This is a genomic window from Mycoplana rhizolycopersici (assembly GCF_013378445.1).
Lineage (GTDB): Bacteria > Pseudomonadota > Alphaproteobacteria > Rhizobiales > Rhizobiaceae > Mycoplana > Mycoplana rhizolycopersici.
On the sequence record NZ_JABXYK010000007.1, the window covers coordinates 15,033 to 36,233 of the forward strand.

The following is a 21,201-nucleotide window of genomic DNA, read 5'->3' on the forward strand; positions in this document are numbered from 1 at the left end:
GCCATCGGCCGGCTCCATCAGCGCAGGAACTTCATGGTTGGACGAAGCGATATCGGGCGTCGTCGACCGATGGTCCAAAAAGGGAAATGGGAAAGGAACTGATCTCGACAAGTCTCCCTCGTGGCGCTCGCAAGAAATCTTGCGTTCCGTTCTGACAGTGCGGTCGCTGCCTGGATTGTCGCGGATGTAACTCCCGCCACTCCTGCACTCACGGATGGGGTCCCCGCACTCACGGATGGGGTCGCCTCCCGCGGCTGTGTGCGACCGGTACATACTTGCTCAATCACCTAAAACCGACAGGTGCGAACAGGTACGAACATGTTCTCCCGGGCGAACGACTTGCGCAGTTCCGTCAGCACGATAGGCTTTCTCTGCGTCGGCGTTTCGCCCCAAGATCTGCTTCCCCATGGGAGTGACCGAAGCGATGAATGAAGCTCACTCCGAGCCCTCCTCTGACCTGGGACCAAAAGATCCCCGGACGGCCTCCAACGCGACGGAGCTTGGCGAGTTTCTTGCCTCGCATGGCGGTCCGTTCTTCGAATTGCAGGAGCAACTCAAGTTGTTGCGCCAAAGTGCGTTGCGTGCCCCCGCGCGTGCTGCGCTATTCGTGGCGCTGGCATGGGGCGTGCCGTTCCTGCTCGGCCTTCCGCGCAGCTTTTCGCTGGACCACGGCCGCGGTGCCTATCTGGCCGATCTTGGGGTGTGGGCGAAGTTCTTCATCGGAATCGGCGCTTTTGTTCTCGCCGAGCAGCAAGTGGAACGAGGGCTACAGGCAAAATTATCGCAGATGGTCCGCGCACCGATCATTGCGCCGGCGTCCATTCCAGAAGCTGCGGCGATCGTTTCGGCGGCGCTTCGGAAGCGCGATTCGCGCGCAGCAGAACTCGTGTGCTTGCTGATGGCGATATTTGCGTCCTGTCTCTCCTATCTCAACTTCCACACGGTCGGTACCTCTTCCTGGGCGGTTGAACACCTCCCGGCAGGCAACAGGATCTCGGCGGCAGGATGGTGGTCGATATGCTTCAGCCTGCCGCTATTTGTCTTCCTCTTCTTGCGCGGGATCTGGCGGCATTTCGTATGGGCGCAACTTTTGCGTGGGCTTGCAAGGCTGGACTTGCGCCTGGTCGCTACCCATCCTGACGGCAAGGGCGGGCTGGCCTTTCTTGCGCAATACCCCAATGCGTATGTTTTCTTTGTTTTCGGGATGAGCTGTGCCGTGGCCGCAGCGGTTGCCAAGAACTTTCTTCACGAAGGCTTGACGATGACCACCTTCACCATGGTGATGAGCGGCTGGCTGGCGATCGTTATCAGCTTCTTCGCCTATCCGCTGTCCGCGTTTACGCCTCCGCTTTCCCGCCTCAGGGAAGAGGGGCTGGCGCTGCTTGGCGCACAGGCCACCCAATACTGCAGGACGGCAGAACGGAAGGCAATCGGGCGAAACGTATTTTCTGATCCCACACCCGAACCTGACAGTGAGATGTCGGATCCGGCAAAGCATTATGAGGCATCGCGAAAGCTTTCGGTCGTCCTGGTCAGTCGATCAGCAGTGGTTCCGGTTGCCGCGGGTGCTCTCATCCCATTCGCCGTCGCAGGAGCGACGAAGCTGCCATACAAGGAGGTCGTGTCCGTCCTGAAGAAGCTCCTCCTTCTTTGATTTGCCCGAGAAACTCACGGGCGGGAGCCAATTGGGGACACTGCTTCGGCGCTGGCGATCGCGGCGGCATCAAGCGTTAACCTTCCACTCTGTTAGCGTTTGGAACATCGAACGAAATCACCATCGATAGCATCTCGAAGGACTGCAAGGATCGGGGAGAGAGCCATGTCGAACAGCGGGTCTGGTAAAAGGAGCACGTTCCAGCGACGCCATCGCAGGCCGCCCTCCATCGCACGCCGGAAGTCGCCCCATCCGCTGCGCAAGGCCGCCCTTGCGAGTATCTTCTTACTTCCCGATGCCGGCATTGCGCTCGCGGACTGCAATCCGGCGGCTCCTTCCTCGGGAGACACGGTCGTCTGCGATGGCAATCCGGCCGGATACACCACCAACGGCCTCGATGAACTCTATGTTGACATCCTCGCTGGCACAAACTTCAACGGGCCGTTCAGCGCCTCGAACACAGGCTTGCTTGACGTCACCAGTGCCGGCAATCTGAACAGTGTGACGCTCGACGACAACGATGTCGTGATTTTCGAGAATTCCGGCAACATGAACAATGGGCTCGTCATCACCGGAGATGGGAACTACTCCGTCGTGAACAATGCCGGTTCTGCGATCAATTCACCGTTCAGCTTTACCGGTGACAGCGATAACAGCATCGCCAACAGCGGAACGCTGAACAACGGTGTAACGATCGACGGCAACGGCACGACAGGGATCGTCAACAATTCGGGCGCATTCATCAACAACGGGGTGTTCGTCATCGGCGCAAGCGAGACGGACATAACCAACTACGGCACCATTCAGAGCACGGTCGCACTTGGAAGCGGCGATGATACGATCATCAACTACGATCCGGGCTCCATCAATGGAAGCGTCGACCAGGGGAGCGGCAACGATCTCTTCCGCATGGAAGGTGGCCGCGTCAGCGCCAGTGTTCAGCAGGCCGCCGGCCGCGACACCTTTCGGCTGATCGGTGGTGAGGTCACCGGCAACCTGGAAGCGGGCACCGGGCGGGATACGATGGTGTGGACCGGCGGTTTGATCGGCGGCATCGATATGGGCGACAACCGCGACCGCGCGCTGTTCCGGGGCCTTGACGACGCCGAGCTCAAGACAATCCGCGTTGACGGCGGAATGAACAGGGACACCCTGACATGGGAAGATACCCAAGGCGCCGGTCCCCAGAGACTTGTGAATTGGGAGCTCATTGCCCTTACGGAGAGTTCGTCCCTGCAGATGACGGAAAACCTTACGCTCGGGGACAGCGGGACGGCCACCGGAACGTTGACCATCGACGAGACGAGCACGCTCTTCGGCGGCGGGCGTCAAACGTCGGTCCTGCCCTTCGGATCTGCCCTCGTGAGCGTCGAGAACAGCGGCGTGATCGACCTGGCATCCGGCTCCAACTCGACGACCGACAGCCTGACGATACAGGGCGACTACCTTGGCGATTCCGGGCAGTTGCTCCTCCAATCGGTGCTGGGCGATGACACTTCGCCGGCAGACAAGCTCGTCGTCTCTGGCGGTGAAGCGTCCGGTGTGACCCGAGTGGGTGTTGAGAATGTTGGCGGTGAGGGCGCGCGAACCCAGGAAGATGGCATCCTCGTCGTGGAAGCGACCAATGGCGGCACTACCGCGCCACGATCCTTTCGCCTGCTCCACCGGGTCACCGCCGGGGCCTACGAGTACTTATTGTTCAGAGGCGGCGAAGACGATGAGACGGCCGAAAACTGGTACCTGCGCAATCATCTCCGCGATGACGCGGATGGAGATGGGGACGGGGACGGCGACGGTGATGGCGATGGCGATGGGGACGGCGACGGAGACGGAGACGGAGACGGGGACGGCGATGGTGACGGGGACGGCGATGGGGATGGCGACGGCGACGGAGACGGCGACGGCGACGGCGATGGAGATGGAGACGGCGACGGGGACGGCGACGGCGATGGGGACGGCGACGGAGATGGGGATGGCGACGGTGATGGGGACGGCGACGGCGATGGGGACGGGGACGGCGACGGCGACGGCGATGGCGACGGAGATGGAGACGGCGACGGGGACGGCGACGGCGACGGCGATGGGGATGGCGACGGTGATGGGGATGGCGACGGGGACGGCGACGGCGACGGCGATGGGGATGGGGATGGGGATGGTGACGGGGACGGCGACGGCGACGGCGATGGGGATGGGGATGGGGATGGTGACGGGGACGGCGATGGAGACGGCGACGGGGACGGAGACGGGGATGGAGACGGCGATGGCGACGGCGATGGCGACGGAGACGGAGATGGTGGCGGCGGGAGTGGGTTCATACCGTCCTACCGGCCGGAAGTTCCAATTTTCACCGTTCTCCCCAGCGTATCGCGCGGTCTGCTCCGCTCGACGCTCGGGACGTTCCACGAACGTCACGGCGAGCAGAACTGGTTCGACAGCGAGAATCCGAAGCACCTCGTTTGGACGCGGATGTTCGCAGAAAGCTACAGTCAGGATCTGGAAGGAATTCTGAACCCCAGTTTCGACGGGACGACCTGGGGTATCCAGGCCGGCGCGCCTGTCTACAAGGTCGAGCATGCCAATGGCCAGGACGATACGTTGGGCCTCTTCCTGGGCTATAGTCGTGCCAGCGGCGAGATCGAAGGATTTGCACTCGGTCGCTTCGACATAACCGTCGGCACACTGGATATCGATGCCTACAGCATTGGCGGCTACTGGACCCACACGTGGCCCGGCGGAGGCTATGTCGACGCGGTTCTCATGCATTCCTGGCTGGACGCGGAAACGAGTTCAATCGGCCGATACACCTCCAATGTCGACGGAACTGCGCTCACGGCTTCGCTCGAGGCTGGGACGAAATTTGACGTTCATGAGAATTGGTCCATCGAACCGCAAGCGCAGTTGATTTGGCAGCATCAGGACTTCGATACAGTCCAGGATCCCGGCGGGCGCATCGCCATTGACGATGAAAATGCCTGGACGGGGCGCATCGGCGCACGGCTCGTCAGCAGCTACGATGTGAATGACGCGAAGGTCAATCCATTCCTTCTCGCCAACCTCTGGCACGAATTCGGTGCCGATAGCACAGTCGCATTCAACGCCACTGGCTTCACCTCGACGCGAGAGGCAACCACCTTGGAGCTTGGCACCGGGCTTACAGCGGATTTCGACCAGAACACACGCATCTACGCAAACGTGTCATACAACATGGACGTTTCGGGAAATGACTTCAACGGCATCGAGGGGAATGTGGGCCTGCGTATCAGGTGGTGACGTAGCTGCCCCGTCGCGCGCCGCTTGCGAAGCTGTGAGACATGCCGCAGGGGGTGTGCGGTCGCGGAACCTGGAGGATGACCAAACTGCAAGTTCCGACAGAGAGAGTGCTCGCGAACCTTCGCCAGGCGGCCGCCGCTCTCGAGGGGGAAGCCATCGACGGCACTTCATCGCACTTTCGGCGCAAGCCCAAGCTCGTCCTGATCGTGTCTGTTTCGGATGCCCAAACCCGGGCGATCTGCGCCACGGGTGTCGGAAACACGCTGGACACCGCCTGGCGCGCGGCCATCGCACACCTCAGGAAGCGAATGCCCGATGAAGATCGCTGGCAATGGATCAAGATCGACGTCGTACGTTCCATTCGTGTCGCCACGCCGCCGGAGGTCCTTGCCGAGTTGTCCGGCCGACGTCGAAACTACTTCCGCCACGGCATCGCCTTCGACCCGAATTTCAATACCGCTCTCCTTGAACAGGAATTGAACGGTATCGCGGCCTGGGCCTGTGACGGCGGCCGTCCGATCGGACTGAACTTTGAACGGATAAACCGGTATCTGCAGACGTCACGCAGACAGCCGCCGCTTTCCAGCGGCGTGCAGCAACTGCCCGCATGGTACCTGTTCGATACGAAGAGCCTGTTTGGCGATCGGACGGGCGAGGTCCGCATCCTTGCCGATTGCGGCTTCGGCCAGGGAATCCGGGCCGCACCGATGGTCGCCGACGAAATCGAAAATCTCATCGACAATGCCGGCATGTACCTGACCAGACAAATGCGGGATGACGGTTCCTTCGTCTACGGCTACTTCCCCGCATATGACGCGGTCATTCCCACCTACAACATCCTTCGCCATTGCGGGACACTCTATGCGATGCTCGAGGCGTGGGAGGCAGCCGGAAACGGCGAGATCGGCCGTCACGTGCCGCGGGGTATCGACCATGTGCTGCGCACCGCGATGCGACGGGATGGCGACCGGCTCTTCGTCGTCGATCACGCGAACCACGGCGAAATCAAGCTCGGTGCGCAGGCGGTTCTGGTCCTCACGATTGCCAAATTCACGTCGCTGACGCGCGATGCGCGTTATCTGCCCGTTGCTCGCGCCCTGGCCAAAGGCATCGTCGAGCGATTCCTTGATCCAGCGAGCGGCGCGTTCGTGCATGTTCTTCACGGCGAGGCTCTCGCGGTCAAGGATCGCTTCCGCATCGTCTTCTACGACGGAGAGGCGGTATTGGCGCTCCTTCGTCTTCACGAGATCGACAGAGATCCGCTTTGGCTGACGTCGGCGATCAAGGCGTTCGAGCATTTCATTCGCACGGATCACTGGAAGCATCACGATCATTGGCTCGCCTACTGCGCCAATGAGATCACGCGCCACCATCCGGAACAACGCTACTTCGAGTTCGGGTTGAAGAACGGCTTCGGCAACCTGCCATTCATTCGAGAACGAGAAACGGCATATCCGACCTTTCTGGAGCTGTTGATGGCGACGCTGCTGCTCGTCGACACGATGAAGACCACCGGCAATCCGCTCCCGCCGCCATATGATGTCCGGGCATTGGTCGAGGCGATCGATCACCGTGCCGAACACCAGCGGTTCGCCTGCTTCTATCCAGAGATGGCCATGTACTTCAAAGCGCCGCAAAGAATCGCTGGAAGTTTCTTCAGCAGGCACCATGCCTTCCGGGTCCGCATCGACGACGTCGAGCATTTTATCTCGGGCTATTGCCTGTACCTGTACAATGTCGTGCGCATAAGGCGAAGAATGTCCAGGCAAGCGGAAAGATGATGCCCGTCGGGCGAGCAGAGAAACCGGCCGCGGCGACCATCACCGCCTTGGCGAGGAAACGAAGGCGTTGGCACATGAACGTTGGCGGCCAACGTGGACAGTCTCCTGATGCGGCATTTCCCGGATCTTGCCCAACCGCTGTTGAGCGGACGCAAACCGGACGAACGCATTGTCGCGGGCGTTACCCTGCTAGGGCTGGATAAGGCGGAGAGCGAGGTATTCGACCGAGAAATCGCCGCTGCGCTGGGGCCCACGCCCGCGACCGCGACCGAGCCCTCGGCTGTCAAACCGGCGGCTGCGCTGCCGAACGCCGAGCCGGACACGCCAGCGGTCGAACCTGCAGCGAAGTCGGTTTTCAGCTTCTCGCAGTAAGGTGTGCGGATCAATACGACCAGGCGTGAGGCGCCGCGGCATACAACGAAGCACGGTGCGTTTTCTTGGGCGCGTGAGCTTACGGAAATTAAACGTCTGCTGCGCTACGGATGGATGGCAGAGTTATCGGGTGCCATGACGGCGAAACCTCTCTGCCTGTTTTCATAATTTCAATCGCGGGAGATGCGAATGCCGTGCTGGCGCTTCAGCTGGCTGGTGTCCGCCATCTTGGATACTCCCGCGCCGGTCGTATCGACCGATAGCGAGGCAAAATGTCTTTCCTTCGGAATGCCAGGATCCGCACCAAGGTCGTCGCCGTCATTGCGCTGACGAGCTTCATTTCGCTTGCGGGCCTGTGTTTTGTGAGTTTGCAGTACAAGAATACAGACACTGTCTATAGTGATTTCATTGCCAATGATGCGACTGCCGCGATGCTCAATGCGCGGGCCACCGGCAATCTGCTGCAGATGGGCTTCCAGCTCAGCCTGGTGACGCTTGCGGACCCGGCAAGCAAGGAATTCGGCGCTGCAGTGATGAAATACGATGCCGATCGCGATCAGATCAAGAAGCGCATCGCCAGGAGCGCCGAGCTGGTTCCCTCCCGCGCCGAGCCGGTAGCGAAGATGCTGCAGGGGCTGACCGTGATCGAAGAGGCGGGCGCGAAGGTGATCTCGCTGGCAAAGGTCGGCCAGAAGGTCGAGGCGCAGCAGCACATGGTCGTTGCCGGCAACAAGATCATGGAACTGCTGCCCCTTTTTGCGAGCGGCAATGACCAGATGATGAAGGCTATGACGGACGGCAGCAATGCGCTGAGCGAACGGACGAACAGCACGATCATGACCACCATGGCGTTGCTCGTGGCAGTCACACTGGCCGCCATCGGCTTTGGTCTGCTTGTCGCTTCGCGCGGCATCACCGGTCCGATCGACAAGCTGCGCGCGCGGATGCTGTCGCTTGCCGCTGGCGAGACGCAGGAGGAGATCGCCGGCCTCGGCCGCAAGGACGAAGTTGGGCAGATGGCGGACGCAGTTGCAGTGTTTCGTGACAATGCACTGGAGCGCATCCGGCTGGAGCAGGAGGCGGAAGCCACCCGCAGTCTCGGCGACAGGGAACGCATCGAGCGCGAGCGGCAGAAGGCGAAGGAAGCAGCTGACGTCCAGTTCGCCGTCGATAGTCTGGCCGCTGGCCTGTCGCATCTCTCCGATGGCGATGTTTCCTACCGCCTGACGCAGACCTTCGTCGAAAGCCTCGACGGCGTGCGCAAGGACTTCAACGCTTCGGCTGAAAAGCTGCAGGCAGCCCTCGTCCTGGTTGCCCAGAACGCCCGCGGCATCGACGCTGGCGCCAACGAGATCCGATCGGCCGCCGACGACCTTGCTAAGCGTACCGAACAGCAGGCGGCGGCTGTCGAGGAAACAGCAGCAGCACTCGAGCAGATCACCACGACCGTCAAGGATTCGGCCCGGCGCGCCCAGGAAGCCGGCGAGCTGGTTTCGCGCACCCGCAACGGTGCGGAACGGTCCGGCGAGGTCGTGCGCCACGCGGTGGTGGCGATGGAGCGCATCGAGAAGTCGTCGAGCGAGATCGGCAACATCATCGGTGTGATCGACGAGATCGCCTTCCAGACGAACCTTCTGGCCCTCAATGCCGGCGTGGAAGCCGCGCGGGCCGGCGACGCCGGCAAGGGTTTCGCAGTCGTTGCCCAGGAAGTGCGCGAACTGGCGCAACGCTCGGCCAACGCCGCCAAGGAGATCAAGGCATTGGTGACGACCTCGAACACCCACGTGCAGGAGGGCGTCCAGCTCGTGGGCGACACCGGTCGTGCGCTGGCAACGATCGTCAGCGAAGTGCAGGAGATCAACGGCCTCGTGGTGGCAATCGTCGAGGCGGCGCAGGAGCAGTCCTCCGGCCTCCAGCAGATCAACACGGCCGTCAACCAGATGGACCAGGATACGCAGAAGAACGCGGCCATGGTCGAGGAAACCACCGCCGCCAGCCACGGGCTGGCCAAGGAGGCGGTCTCTCTCAACCAGCTCCTCGCGCAGTTCAAGCTGTCGGAAACCGGCTATGCCGCAAGCGCGCCGGTGAGCGCATCCACAGCCCCGGTGCGTGCCGCCCGCACGACCGATGCCCCGGCTGCCTCGCCGGTGCGCGCGCTCGGCCGCAAGCTGACCGCGGCCTTCTCGGGCAACGCTGCCGTCAAGGACGAGTGGGAAGAGTTCTGAGAACGTCCGGGGAAGGACCTTATCCTTCCTCGGACGCCGATCGGCAAAATGACAAGGCCCCGTCCGCATGTTCGCGGACGGGGCCTTTCTTTTTCGAGGTCGGATCGAAGGAAAAACGCACCGGCCTCGGACGGGCCGGCACGCTCTTCGAATAGCTGAGATCTCAGGTCCGGGGCTTGAGGTTTTCCGGGTCGTAGATCGGCTTGTAGCCGATGCCGACCACCTCCACTGGATAGGTCTCTGCGAAATACTCGACGTTCAGCTTGCGCCCAACCTGGCAGTATTCCTGCGGCAGGTAGGCGAGCGCGATGTTCTTGCCGACCGTGGGGCCAAAGGCGACCGAGGTCGTGTAGGAGAGGCGGCCGAGGCTGTCGACCAGCGGCTTGCCCGTTTCCGGATCAACCACCGGCATCGAGCCGACCGGATAGCGCTTGACGCCATTCCTGTCGGTATTCTCCGTCATCACCAGCGTGCAGAGCATGGCCGGCTGCCGTTCTCGGGCCTTGTATTCCAGATGCTTGGCCTTGCCGCGGAAGTCGGCTTCCTTGACCTTGGGGCGCGCCAGGTCGGCTTCGATCAGGTTGTACTGGGTTAGCAGGTCGGCGTTCTGCAGGCGCAGGCTCTTTTCCATGCGCCGCGAGTTCGCATAGGTCTCGACGCCGAAGGCCATGACGCCGGTGGCGCGCAGCGCATCCCAGACGGCAAGGCCGTCCTCGTATTTCATGTGTAGTTCCCAGCCCTGTTCGCCGACATAGGAGATGCGGAAGGCGGTGACGGGCTTGCCGGCGATCTCGATCGGCTTGATCGCCGCAAACGCGAAGTTTTCCGGATCGAGCCCGGCCGGATCGGCAACGGCCTTCTTCAGCGTTGCGCGCGCGTTCGGGCCCCAGATGCCGATGGTGACGTATTTCTCCGAGACGTCCGTGATGGTGACATCAAGGCCGCGATCTTCGGCGACGCGCTTCATGTAGTGGAAGTCGCGCGGGCCGGCATCCGCACCGTTCACGAGACGGCAGCGGTCGGCCATGCGGAACACGGTGAAATCGGCGCGTACCATGCCCTCGTCGTCGAGGAAGTGCGTGTAGATGCCCTTGCCGACATTCGCGTCCCCGCCGATCTTGGCGGCGCAGAGCCATTCGAGCAGCTCGACATGATCGGGGCCTTCGATGTCGACCATGTGGAAGTGGCTGAGGTTGACGATGCCGCAGTCCTCGCTCATCGCCAGATGCTCGGCGTTGGAGACGCGCCAGAAGTGGCGGCTGTCCCACTCGTTCTCGCGGACGGGAACCCTGTCGCCGTACTTTTCCAGAAGATGCTCGTTGGCGGCATAGCCATGCGCACGCTCCCAGCCGCCGAGCTCCATGAAGTAGCCGCCGAGTTCCTTCTCGCGCTCGTAGAAGGGCGACCGCTTGACGTTGCGGCCCGTCGCATAGGGTTCGCGCGGGTGCACGGCGGGGAAGTAGATCTTCTGCGCCGCCTCGAAGCAGCGGCCCTCGATGAACTTCTCCTCCAGCTGGTGTGGGTAGAACCGCGAATAATCGATGGAGTTATGGTCGATCTCCGTGCGGCCGTCCGTCATCCAGTCGGCGATCAGCTTGCCGTAGCCGGGGCCGTCCTTGACCCAGATCGCGACGCAGTACCAGAGGCCGCGGACCTTCTGGCTCTCGCCGCAGGAGGGGCCGCCGGCTGCGGACACCTGCAGCAGGCCGTTGAAGGAATGGCTCTCGTTGTAGCCGAGTTCGCCGAGGATCGGCGTCAGCTCCATGGCGCGCTCGAGCGGCTCGAGGATCTGCTCCATGTCGAGGTCGCGCTGCGAGGGCGAAAGTCGCGCCTCGTTCTTCTCCAGGATGTCGCGCGGATGGCAGAGACGCGGATTGGCGGTCTCGTAGTAACCCCATTCGATCTGGCCGCCCTCGGTCGTCTTCGGGTCGCCGGTGTCGCGCATGTAGGCGGAGTTGCCCTGGTCGCGCAGAAGCGGATAGCCGATCTCCTTGCCGGTGCCTTCGAACTCATTATAGGGGCCGAAGAAGGTCAGCGGATGGTCGACCGGCATGACGGGAAGGTCCTCGCCGACCATCTCGGCGATCAGGCGGCCCCAGATGCCGGCACAGACGATGACGTGATCAGCCATGATCGTGCCGCGATGAGTGACGACGCCCTTGATGCGGCCGTTCTCCACGATCAGCGATTTGGCCGGGGTATTGGCGAAAGCCTGCAGCTTCCCGGATTTTTCCGCAGCGTCGACCAGCTTGCCGGCAACGGTCTGCGAGCGCGGAACAACCAGGCCGGCATCGGGATCGAACATGCCGCCCATCACCTGATCTTCCTCGATCAGCGGGAACATCTCCTTGATTTCCGAGGGCGAGACGTAATGCGCACGGGTGCCGAAGGCTCTGGCGGAGGTCAGCTTGCGCTTGATTTCCCCCATCCAGCTGTCGTCGCCGGTGCGGGCGACCTCGAGGCCGCCGATGCGGGCGTAGTGGCCCATCTTCTCGTAGAAGTCGATCGAGTACTGGGTCGTCCAGACAGACAGGTAGTCGTGGCTGGTGGTGTAGCAGAAGTCCGAGGCGTGTGCGGTCGAGCCGATGTCGGTCGGGATGCCCGACTTGTCGATACCGACGATGTCGTCCCACCCGCGTTCGATCAGGTGGTGGGCTATCGATGCCCCCACGATGCCTCCGAGCCCGATGATGACGACCTTTGCTTGTTGGGGAAATTCAGCCATTGCGTGCGACCCTGATTATGTTCCGGAGGCGGATATTAGGGCTTGTGTCACCGTCACTAGAGCCTGTCTACGACATTCTCGTCGTGCTGCACGACGAGCACGATGTCGCTCACAGAACATCGCCGGGAGTTTCGCCGCCGGCATGGGCCGCTTCCAGCCGCTCCAGCGCGGCAAGAAACGCTTCGGCCTGATCGCCGAGCGCTGCGACGATGCGTTTTTCGAAATCCAGCGCGCGTGGAACGATCTTTCCATAGACGCTTCGCCCAAGCTCGGTCAGGGCGAGGTGCTCTTCGCGCCTGTCGGCGTCGTTGGGCTTGCGCCGCAACCAGCGCCGGTCCTCCAGCGCCTTCACCGCGCGGCTGACCTTGGTCTTGTGCATCGAGGAGTGATGGCCGATTTCGCGGGCGGTGATGGTCTCGAACTGGCCGATCGTGGCAAGCACACGCCATTCGGGGATCGTAAGGTCGAAATCCGGGCCGTAGACGGAGCGGAAGTCGCGGGAGACCGCGGCGCTGATCCGGTTGAGCCTGTAGGGGAGAAACTGTTCGAGCCGGAGCTTCGTCATCGGATATTCGTTGCAAGTGAGACCGTTGCGTTTGCGACGGACTATGCGACGGTGCCGGGATACCTGTCCAGCCTCAAGGCATGTCAATCGCGGCGGACGCGTGCCGGCCCGCCGCGTCCCTCGGCCGTCGGGCGGCGATGTTAATCCGGCTCGCCCTCACGCCGCAGCATCTCGATGATCGCGGAGAAATCCCGCCCGCCGTTTCCGTCCTTGTCGAAGGCGGCATAGAGGCCGGTCGCGGCCGCACCCAGCGGGGTGGAGGCACCGCTTGCGGCTGCCGCCTCCTGCGACAGCAGCAGGTCCTTCAGCATCAGGCTCGCGGCAAAGCCGGGCTTGTAGCCGTTGTTGGCGGGTGAGGCCGGCACGGGGCCGGGGACGGGGCAATAGGAGGTGAGCGACCAGCATTGCCCCGATGAGGTGGAGGCGACGTCGAACAGGGCCTGATGCGACAGCCCGAGTTTTTCCCCCAGCGCGAAGGCCTCGCCGACGGCGATCATCGAGATGCCGAGGATCATGTTGTTGCAGATCTTCGCCGCCTGTCCGGCGCCGTTGCCGCCGCAATGGACGATCCGTTTTCCCATCGCCTCCAGCAGGGGCCTTGCGCGGCCGAAGGCGGCTTCCGTTCCCCCCGCCATGAAGGTCAGCGTGCCGGCCGCAGCACCGCCGGTGCCGCCGGAGACCGGCGCGTCGAGCGAGGCGCAGCCGGCGGCTTCGGCCAGCGCATGGGCGCTGCGGGCGCTCTCCACGTCGACCGTCGAGCAGTCGATCAGGAGCGTGCCCGCGGGCACGAGGCCGCAAAGCTCGCGCCAGACGGCAATGACGTGCTCGCCCTTGGGCAGCATGGTGATGACCACCTCTGCATCCTTGACGGCATCGCGCAGGGTGCCGGCAGCCGTGACGCCGGCCTTCGCCGCGGCGTCGAGAGAGGCCTGCGACAGGTCGAAACCCGTCACGCGGTGGCCGGCCTTTGCGAGGTTGCCAGCCATGGGGCCGCCCATGTTGCCCAAACCGATAAAGGCGATCTGCTTCATTGTCGTTTCCTTCGGTGTTCTCCAGCCGGCTTGGCCGGGATCTGGCAGGGCCGGGGCCACGAAAGGGCCGCCGTTCGCCCGGGTCTTCGTCGAGGTGGGGCCGCCTAGCGCGCGCCCGCGAGAATCATCGCTGCGGCCTTCTCGGCGATCATGATCGTCGGCGAGTTGGTATTGCCCGATGTGATGCGCGGCATCACCGAGGCGTCGGCAATGCGCAGGCGTCCGAGCGCCCGCAGCCGCAGTTGCGGATCGACGACGCTTTCGGGATCGCCGCCCATGCGGCAGGTACCGGTGGGGTGGAAGATCGTCGTGCCGATGTCGCCGGCCGCCTTCTCCAGTTCGGCTTCCGTTTCGAAGCTCGGGCCGGGCTTGTACTCGACAGGCTTGAAGCGCGCGAAGGAGGGCTGGCGGACGATGCTGCGGGTCAGCCGGATCGCTCGCACCGCCACGTCGCGGTCGCTCTGCTCGCTCAGATAGTTCGGCCGTATTTCGGGCTGCATTGCGAAGTCCGGACCCTTCGCATGCACCGAGCCGCGGCTGTCCGGGCGCAGGTTGCACACGCTCGCCGTCATGCCCGGGAAGGGATGGACACTCTCGCCGAACTTCTCCAGCGACACCGGCTGGATATGGTATTGCAGGTCGGCGGTCTCCTTGTCCGGACCGGAGCGGGTGAAGATGCCGAGCTGGCTCGGTGCCATCGCCATCGGCCCGGAACGCTTCAGAAGATACTCAAGGCCGATTGCGGCCTTGCCGAACATGGTGCTCGCCTTTTCGTTGAGCGTCGGCACGCCGGTCACTTTGTAGATCATGCGAAGCTGCAGGTGGTCCTGCAGGTTTTCGCCGATCCCGGCGACGTTCTTCACGGTCTCGATCCCCGCCTTCTGCAGCACGTCGCCACGGCCGATGCCGGAGAGTTCGAGCAGATGCGGCGAGCCGATCGCACCGGCGGCGAGTACGGTCTCCCGGGTCGCGCGCGCTTTCTTCGCCACACCGTCATGCTGAAACTCGACGCCGCGAACCTCGCCCTCCTCGATGATCAGCCGCCGCGCATGCGCCTTGGTCAGCACGGTCAGGTTGGGGCGGCCGCGCGCCGGCCGCAGGAAGGCCTTTGCGGTGTTCCAGCGGATGCCCGAGCGCTGGTTGACGTCGAAATAGCTCGATCCCTCGTTGTCGCCGCGGTTGAAATCCTCGATTTCGGGGATGCCGGCTTCGCCTGCCGCCTGCTGGAATGCGTCCAGCACCGCCCAGCGCACGCGCGCCTTCTCCACCCGCCATTCGCCCCCTGAACCGTGCATGTCGCCGGCGCCCTTGTAGAAATCCTCGGACTTCTTGAAGAACGGCAGCACGTCGTCCCAGCCCCAGCCGGTGCAGCCAAGCTGGCGCCACAGGTCGTAGTCGCGCGCCTGGCCGCGCATGTAGATCATGCCGTTGATGGAGGAGCAGCCGCCGAGCACCTTGCCGCGCGGATAGTTGAGCGCCCGGCCATTGAGCCCCGCCTCCTTCTCGGTGGTAAAGCACCAGTCCGTGCGCGGATTGTTGATGCAGTAGAGATAGCCGACCGGGATGTGGATCCAGTGATAGTTGTCGCTGCCGCCGGCTTCCAGCAGCAGCACGCGGTTGTTGCGATCGGCCGAAAGGCGGTTGGCGATTACGCAGCCCGCACTTCCGGCACCGATGACGATGTAGTCGAACTGTTCCATGTTGAACTCCGAGCGGAACCTTTCCCGCACGCCGCACGGACGCTACAGGCCGGTTTCCCTGATCCTTGCCGTTTGCGGGTGCCGGCCCGCCGGTTGCGCCGTGCCCGGATGGCGACCGGACAGCGCCGTTGATCTAGAAGCCGAGCTTCTTGCCGAGTCTCGAGGCGTAGAATTCGCCGATGATGCCGCGGCGGAAGAGCAGCACGCAGACCATGAAGACGATGCCGGTGATGATCGTGACCGGGAAGTCGGAGGTCGCGAGATAGTTCTGCAGCGTCACCACCAGCCCTGCGCCGACGATCGGGCCGATCAGCGTGCCGATGCCGCCAAGCAGCGTCATCAGGATGACTTCGCCGGACATCTGCCAGCCGACGTCGGTCAGCGTGGCGAACTGGAACACCAGCGCCTTGACCCCGCCGGCGAGCCCGGTGAGGGCGGCCGACATCACGAAGGCGCCGAGCTTGTAGCGCGCGACCGAATAGCCGAGCGAGGTGGCGCGCGCCTCGTTCTCGCGGATCGATTTGAGGATCATGCCGAATGGAGAATTGATGAAGCGCCAGATGATCGCGACACCGATGACAAAGACGGCCAGCACGAAATAATACATGTTCGTCGTGTTGCCGAGATCGACGATGCCGAACAGGTGGCCGCGCGGCACGGACTGGATGCCGTCCTCGCCGTGGGTGAACTGCGCCTGCAGGCAGAAGAAATAGAACATCTGCCCGAGCGCCAGCGTGATCATGGCGAAGTAGATGCCCTGGCGGCGGATCGCGACAAAGCCGACTATCAGGCCGAGCAAGGCAGCACCCGCCACGCCGATCAGCACCCCGATCTCCGGCGTGACACCCCATTCCTTCATCGCATGCGCGGTAAAGTAGGCGGCCCCGCCGAAGAAGGTGGCGTGGCCGAACGACAGCAGCCCGGTATAGCCGAGCAGAAGGTTGAACGCGCAGGCGAACAGGGCGAAGCAGAGCAGCTTCATCAGGAAGATCGGATAGAAAAACAGCGGCGCGGCTATCAGGCATCCGACAGCCAAGAGGAGCAGGACCGCCTGGAGCCTGGAGGTGCTGCGTTCGGTCTCGATGGTCGTGGTCATTTTCTCGGATAGCTCCACCATGTCACGCATCCCGTCCGAAGAGGCCGGCGGGCCTGAGCAGAAGTACGATCGCCATGATGACGAAGATCACGATGTTGGATGCTTCCGGATAGAACACCTTCGTCAACCCTTCCGCGATGCCGAGCATGTAGCCCGTGACGATTGCCCCCATGATCGATCCCATGCCGCCGACGACGACCACCGCGAAGACGACGATGATGAGGTTGGTGCCCATCAGCGGCGAGACCTGGTAGACGGGGGCGGCAAGGACGCCCGCGAAGGCTGCAAGGCCGGCGCCGAGCGCATAGGTGAAGGTCAGAAGCAAGGGCACGTTGACGCCGAAGGCCTGGACGAGCACCGGATTTTCCGTCGCCGCCCGCAGGTAGGAGCCGAGCTTGGTCTTCTCGATCAAGAGCCAGGTGCCGAGGCAGGCGAGCAGCGAGACGACGACCACCCAGCCGCGATAGTTCGGCAGGAACATGAAGCCCAGGTTCGTGCCGCCGGCCAGCTGCGGCGGCGCGGCATAGGGCTGGCCGGACGCACCGTAGAGATAACGGAAAGTGCCTTCGATCGTCAGCGCCAATCCGAAGGTAAACAGCAGCCCATAGAGCGGATCGAGCTTGTACAGGCGGCTCAGCATGGTCCGCTCGACCGCCGCTCCGAACAGGCCGACGATCACCGGCGCCACGATCAGCGCCGCCCAGTAGCCGATGCCGAGATACTGCAGCAGCAGATAGGCGACGAAGGCGCCCAGCATGTACTGCGCGCCATGGGCGAAGTTGATGACGCGCAGCAAGCCGAAGATGACGGCGAGCCCGAGGCTCAGTAGCGCATAGAAGGAGCCGTTGATCAGGCCGATCAGCAACTGGCCGAACAGCGCCTGCATGGGAATTCCGAATATCGTGGTCATGGCGCTAGACCCCCAGAAGCTTGTGGAGCATCGGCATCTGGTTCGGCAGGTCGGATACGGGGAAATCCGCCACCATCTGGCCGTGGTCCATGAGATAAAAACGGTCGGCGATCTTGCTGGCGAAACGGAAGTTCTGTTCGACCAGGAGAACGGTCATTCCGCGCTCCTTCAGCTTCTTCAAGACTTCGCCGATACGCTGGACGATGACGGGCGCCAGGCCTTCCGTGGGCTCGTCGAGCAACAGCATCTTGACCCCGGTACGCAGGATGCGGGCCATCGCCAGCATCTGCTGCTCGCCGCCCGAAAGCTTCGTGCCGGGGCTGGAGCGGCGTTCGGCGAGGTTGGGAAAAAGTTCGTAGATCTCGTCGAGCGACATGCCGCCTTTTGCAACGACCGGCGGCAGCATGAGATTTTCCTCCACCGTCAGCGTGGCGAAGATGCCGCGCTCCTCCGGCACGAAGCCGATGCCGGCATGCGCGGTCTTGTGCAGCGGCACCGCCATCATGTCGCGACCGTCGAAGACGATCTGCCCCTTGCGCTCACGCAGGATGCCGATGATCGTGCGCAGCGTCGTCGTCTTGCCGACGCCGTTGCGGCCGAGAATGGTGATCATCTCACCTTGGCCGACCGTCATGTCGACGCCGTGCAGCACATGGCTTTCGCCATACCAGCTGTTGAGACCCTTGACCTGAAGCATGGGTTTCATCTCAGGCCTCCTCCGTGCCCATGTAGGCGACGCGGACCTGCTCGTTGCGGCTGACGGTGGCATAGTCGCCCTCGGCCAGGATCTCGCCGCGCTGGAGCACGGTGACGTGGTGGCAGATGTCGGCGACGACGTTGAGATTGTGCTCGACCATCAGGATCGCCCGGTCCTTCGACAGGTCGGTGATGAGGCGGGCGATGACGCCGACATCCTCCTGGCCCATGCCGGCCATCGGCTCGTCGAGCAAAAGCACCTTCGGATCGAGTGCGAGCGTGGTGGCGATCTCAAGCGCTCGCTTGCGGCCATAGGAGAGGTCGGCGGCCATGCCGTTGCGCCAGCGCTCAAGCCCGACCATCGAGATCAGTTCGTCGGCGCGCGCGTTGAGGCTGTTCAGCGACGAGAGCGGCTTCCAGAACTGCGTGGCGAGATGGTTGGGTCGCTGCAGTGCCACCCGCACGTTGTCCAGCACCGACAGATGCGGGAAGACGGCGGAGATCTGGAACGAGCGGACGAGCCCCATGCGCGCCACCTTGTCGGGCGGCGTTTTGGTGATGTCGGTGCCGAGCAGGGTGATCGTCCCGTGGGTCGGCTGCAGGAACTTGGTCAGGAGGTTGAAGACCGTGGTCTTGCCGGCGCCGTTCGGCCCGATGAGGGCGTGAACACGGGCATGATGCACGTCGAGGTCGACGTCCTTCACCGCCGTGAAGCCACCGAAATCGCGCCGGAGGCCGCGGGCGGAAAGCACCACCCGCGGATCCGGCCGTGTCTGTCTTTCAGACATAGCCATGTCTTGTTCCAAGATGCTTACTGGGTCACCAGATCGCAGCCGCTCTTGGCCGGATCGATGAAGGCTTCCTTGCCGGGAATGGTCGCGAGCACCTTGAAGTAATCCCAGGCAACGTCGCTCTCGCCCGGCTTCTTGACCTCGAGCAGGTACATGTCGTGGATCATGCGGCCGTTCGGGGCAACCGTGCCGTTCTGGGCGAAGACATCGTTGACCGGCATCTCGTGCATTGCCTTGGAGACCGCGTCGGCATCGTCGGTGCCGGCCTTGTCGATCGCCTTCAGGTACTGGGTGACGGCGGAATACGTGCCGGCCTGGACCATGTTCGGCATGCGGCCGGTGCGCTCGAAGAAGCGCTGGCCGAACTTGGCCGATTCCTCGTCGCGATTCCAGTAGAAGCCCTCGGTCAGCGTCAGGCCCTGCGCCGCTTCCAGGCCGAGGCCGTGCACTTCGGCAAGCGTGAAGAGGAGTGCGGCAAGCCGCTGGCCGCCGGCAACGATGCCGAATTCGGCCGCCTGCTTGATGGCGTTGGAGGTGTCGAGGCCGGCATTGGCCAGGCCGATCACCTTGGCGCCGGAGGACTGGGCCTGCAGCAGGAAGGAGGAGTAGTCGGTCGTTGCAAGCGGGTGGCGGACGGAGCCCGCGACCGAACCGCCGTTCTCCTTGACGAAGTTCGACGTGTTTTCTTCGAGCGAGTAGCCGAAGGCGTAGTCGGCGGTGAGGAAGAACCAGCTGTCGCCACCCTGCTTGACAAGCGCGCCGCCGGTGCCGACGGCCAGCGAATGGGTGTCGTAGGCCCAATGGAAGCCGTAGGGGCTGCACTGCTTGCCGGTGAGTTCGGTCGTCGCCGCACCCGTGTTGATGGTGATCTTCTTCTTTTCCTTCGACAGCGCCTGCACCGCAAGGCCGACCGACGAGGAGGTCAGTTCCATGATGCTGTCGACCTGCTCGGTGTCGTACCACTGGCGGGCGATGTTGGAGGCGATGTCGGCCTTGTTCTGGTGGTCGGCGGTCACGACTTCCACCGGTGCGCCGGCTGCCTTGCCGCCGTAGTCCTCGACCGCCATCTTCGCGGCTTCGTAGGACCACTTGCCGCCGAAGTCGGCATAGACGCCCGACTGGTCGTTCAGGATGCCGATCTTCACCTTGCCGTCGGAAACGTCGGCGGCCTGGGCGCTGGCGCCCATGGTGAGCAGGATGGCGGTGGACGCAATGAGGCTGTAACGCATGATTTCTCCTCCCAGAGACAAACAGACAGCGGATCTGTTCAGAAATTGGCCGATCGCTCTCCCGACGATTGACCCTTCATGTTTCAGTTTCGCGAATTGTCCGATTGACGCAAGGCCTTGCCCGGACTAATTCCAAACAAGGTCTGTTCATTTTTGGACAGAAAGGGGAAGCATGACGGGCAATCCGCATTTCACCTGGGACGACCTGATGTACTTTCTGGCGGTCGCCAGGACCGGGCAGCTGTCGACGGCGGCGCGTCGGTTGCGGACCAGCCACGCGACGGTTTCCCGTCGTATCGACCGGCTCGAATTCGCGCTCAAGGTGAAGCTGTTCGAACGCAATCCGCGTGGCTACGTGCTGACCGGGGTGGGCCAGCGTTTCGTTGAAACAGCCGAGAAAATCGAGGCCGAGGCGGATCGGCTGCAGGCGGAAATCTCCGGCGGTGCCACGGCGCAACGCGGTGTGATCCGCATGAGCGCGCCGGAAGGGTTCGCCAATTTCTTCCTGACCCACCGGCTGCAGGATTTCACCGCCGGATTTCCCAATCTCTCGCTCGAACTGGTGACGATCCAGCAGATCATGTCGCTCTCGCGCAAGGAAGCGGACCTCGCCGTCGCCCTCGATCCGCCGAAGGCCGGACCGTATTTCTACGAGAAGATCTCAGACTATAGTCTACATGTGTACGGCTCGCGGCGGTACCTGCGCGAGCACGGTCCTGTGCAAAACCGCGACGAGCTGCTCCAGCACCCGTTCATCGGCTATATCGAGGACATGATCTTCGCACCGGGCCTCGACTATCTGGGCGACGTTCATCCCGGCATCAAGGCGCGCTTCCAGAGCTCCAGCATTTTTGCCCAGCTGACGGCGACGCGAAACGGTCTCGGGCTGTGCATCCTGCCGCATTTCGTGGCCAAGCAGCATCCCGAACTCGAGATCGTGCTGGCCGACGAGGTGGAGCTGAAGCGCAACTACTGGCTGATCTGCCACCACGACCTGCGCAACGTCCCGCGCGTGCGCTGGGTGATCGATTTCCTGTTCACCATCGTCCGATCGAACGTAGCGTCTTTCCTTCGGGAGCTGGATGACAGCACGGTCAACGCACCGCTGCGCTGACTTCGTCAGAGTTGGGAAAGGCCGCGAACGCTGCCCTCACCG

General features: G+C 63.0%; 15 protein-coding genes. 6 read left to right on the forward strand and 9 right to left on the reverse strand.

All coding sequences use genetic code 11. The features are described from left to right. Positions 1–406 precede the first annotated feature (406 nt). The 5 genes from HV823_RS12730 (at position 407) to HV823_RS12750 (ending at position 9,302) form a co-directional block, all read left to right on the forward strand. The gene (locus HV823_RS12730) at positions 407–1,654 is read left to right on the forward strand and encodes a hypothetical protein (RefSeq protein WP_246301290.1); all 1,248 of its coding nucleotides are present in this window, start codon (positions 407–409) and stop codon (positions 1,652–1,654) included. A 165-nt stretch (positions 1,655–1,819) separates the two neighbouring features. Beyond that, entirely contained in the window at positions 1,820–4,924 is a 3,105-nt protein-coding gene (locus HV823_RS12735) for an autotransporter family protein (protein ID WP_176950105.1), read from the forward strand. A gap of 77 nt (positions 4,925–5,001) precedes the next feature. Next, positions 5,002–6,705: a hypothetical protein gene (locus tag HV823_RS12740; protein WP_176950106.1), complete on the forward strand. Its 1,704-nt coding sequence runs from the start codon at positions 5,002–5,004 to the stop codon at positions 6,703–6,705. A gap of 93 nt (positions 6,706–6,798) precedes the next feature. Next, positions 6,799–7,077, forward strand: coding sequence for a hypothetical protein (locus HV823_RS12745; protein ID WP_176950107.1), 279 nt, complete (start codon positions 6,799–6,801; stop codon positions 7,075–7,077). Positions 7,078–7,349: 272 nt separating this feature from the next. Next, entirely contained in the window at positions 7,350–9,302 is a 1,953-nt protein-coding gene (locus tag HV823_RS12750) for a methyl-accepting chemotaxis protein (protein WP_176950108.1), read from the forward strand. Between the two features lie 163 nt (positions 9,303–9,465). Here HV823_RS12750 and HV823_RS12755 read toward each other — a convergent pair whose 3' ends face one another. The 9 genes from HV823_RS12755 to HV823_RS12795 all read right to left on the reverse strand — a co-directional run bounded on the left by HV823_RS12755 (position 9,466) and on the right by HV823_RS12795 (position 20,045). Next, positions 9,466–12,027: a GcvT family protein gene (locus HV823_RS12755; RefSeq protein ID WP_176950109.1), complete on the reverse strand. Its 2,562-nt coding sequence runs from the start codon at positions 12,025–12,027 to the stop codon at positions 9,466–9,468. Positions 12,028–12,136: 109 nt separating this feature from the next. Beyond that, positions 12,137–12,592: a MarR family winged helix-turn-helix transcriptional regulator gene (locus tag HV823_RS12760; protein WP_176950110.1), complete on the reverse strand. Its 456-nt coding sequence runs from the start codon at positions 12,590–12,592 to the stop codon at positions 12,137–12,139. Between the two features lie 140 nt (positions 12,593–12,732). Beyond that, positions 12,733–13,623 carry a 3-hydroxyisobutyrate dehydrogenase gene (mmsB, locus tag HV823_RS12765; protein WP_176950111.1) on the reverse strand — a complete coding sequence of 297 codons (891 nt, stop codon included), beginning with the start codon at positions 13,621–13,623 and terminating at the stop codon, positions 12,733–12,735. A gap of 104 nt (positions 13,624–13,727) precedes the next feature. Further along, positions 13,728–15,323 (reverse strand): GMC family oxidoreductase, encoded by a 1,596-nt coding sequence (locus tag HV823_RS12770; RefSeq protein ID WP_176950112.1) that lies wholly within the window; start codon positions 15,321–15,323, stop codon positions 13,728–13,730. Between the two features lie 133 nt (positions 15,324–15,456). Beyond that, entirely contained in the window at positions 15,457–16,419 is a 963-nt protein-coding gene (locus tag HV823_RS12775; RefSeq protein WP_176950113.1) for a branched-chain amino acid ABC transporter permease, read from the reverse strand. 22 nt (positions 16,420–16,441) lie between these two features. Beyond that, entirely contained in the window at positions 16,442–17,329 is an 888-nt protein-coding gene (locus HV823_RS12780; protein WP_176950114.1) for a branched-chain amino acid ABC transporter permease, read from the reverse strand. A 4-nt stretch (positions 17,330–17,333) separates the two neighbouring features. Then, positions 17,334–18,035: an ABC transporter ATP-binding protein gene (locus HV823_RS12785; protein ID WP_176950115.1), complete on the reverse strand. Its 702-nt coding sequence runs from the start codon at positions 18,033–18,035 to the stop codon at positions 17,334–17,336. Between the two features lies 1 nt (position 18,036). Beyond that, complete coding sequence (locus HV823_RS12790) at positions 18,037–18,819, reverse strand: ABC transporter ATP-binding protein (RefSeq protein WP_176950116.1); 783 nt, start codon at positions 18,817–18,819, stop codon at positions 18,037–18,039. A gap of 17 nt (positions 18,820–18,836) precedes the next feature. Further along, entirely contained in the window at positions 18,837–20,045 is a 1,209-nt protein-coding gene (locus HV823_RS12795) for an ABC transporter substrate-binding protein (protein ID WP_176950117.1), read from the reverse strand. Between the two features lie 172 nt (positions 20,046–20,217). Between HV823_RS12795 and HV823_RS12800 the strand changes: the two genes are divergently transcribed. Continuing rightward, the gene (locus HV823_RS12800) at positions 20,218–21,159 is read left to right on the forward strand and encodes a LysR family transcriptional regulator (protein WP_176950118.1); all 942 of its coding nucleotides are present in this window, start codon (positions 20,218–20,220) and stop codon (positions 21,157–21,159) included. The last annotated feature ends 42 nt before the right edge of the window (positions 21,160–21,201 follow it).

Coding starts and splice junctions, on each gene's coding strand:
- HV823_RS12800 (WP_176950118.1), top strand. CDS start 20,218: ATGACGGGCAATCCGCATTTCACCTGGGACGACCTGATGTACTTTCTG.
- HV823_RS12735 (WP_176950105.1), top strand. CDS start 1,820: ATGTCGAACAGCGGGTCTGGTAAAAGGAGCACGTTCCAGCGACGCCAT.
- HV823_RS12775 (WP_176950113.1), bottom strand. CDS start 16,419: ATGACCACGACCATCGAGACCGAACGCAGCACCTCCAGGCTCCAGGCG.
- HV823_RS12760 (WP_176950110.1), bottom strand. CDS start 12,592: ATGACGAAGCTCCGGCTCGAACAGTTTCTCCCCTACAGGCTCAACCGG.
- HV823_RS12730 (WP_246301290.1), top strand. CDS start 407: ATGGGAGTGACCGAAGCGATGAATGAAGCTCACTCCGAGCCCTCCTCT.
- HV823_RS12740 (WP_176950106.1), top strand. CDS start 5,002: ATGACCAAACTGCAAGTTCCGACAGAGAGAGTGCTCGCGAACCTTCGC.
- HV823_RS12770 (WP_176950112.1), bottom strand. CDS start 15,323: ATGGAACAGTTCGACTACATCGTCATCGGTGCCGGAAGTGCGGGCTGC.
- HV823_RS12790 (WP_176950116.1), bottom strand. CDS start 18,819: ATGGCTATGTCTGAAAGACAGACACGGCCGGATCCGCGGGTGGTGCTT.
- HV823_RS12785 (WP_176950115.1), bottom strand. CDS start 18,035: ATGAAACCCATGCTTCAGGTCAAGGGTCTCAACAGCTGGTATGGCGAA.
- HV823_RS12750 (WP_176950108.1), top strand. CDS start 7,350: ATGTCTTTCCTTCGGAATGCCAGGATCCGCACCAAGGTCGTCGCCGTC.
- HV823_RS12755 (WP_176950109.1), bottom strand. CDS start 12,027: ATGGCTGAATTTCCCCAACAAGCAAAGGTCGTCATCATCGGGCTCGGA.
- mmsB (WP_176950111.1), bottom strand. CDS start 13,623: ATGAAGCAGATCGCCTTTATCGGTTTGGGCAACATGGGCGGCCCCATG.
- HV823_RS12795 (WP_176950117.1), bottom strand. CDS start 20,045: ATGCGTTACAGCCTCATTGCGTCCACCGCCATCCTGCTCACCATGGGC.
- HV823_RS12780 (WP_176950114.1), bottom strand. CDS start 17,329: ATGACCACGATATTCGGAATTCCCATGCAGGCGCTGTTCGGCCAGTTG.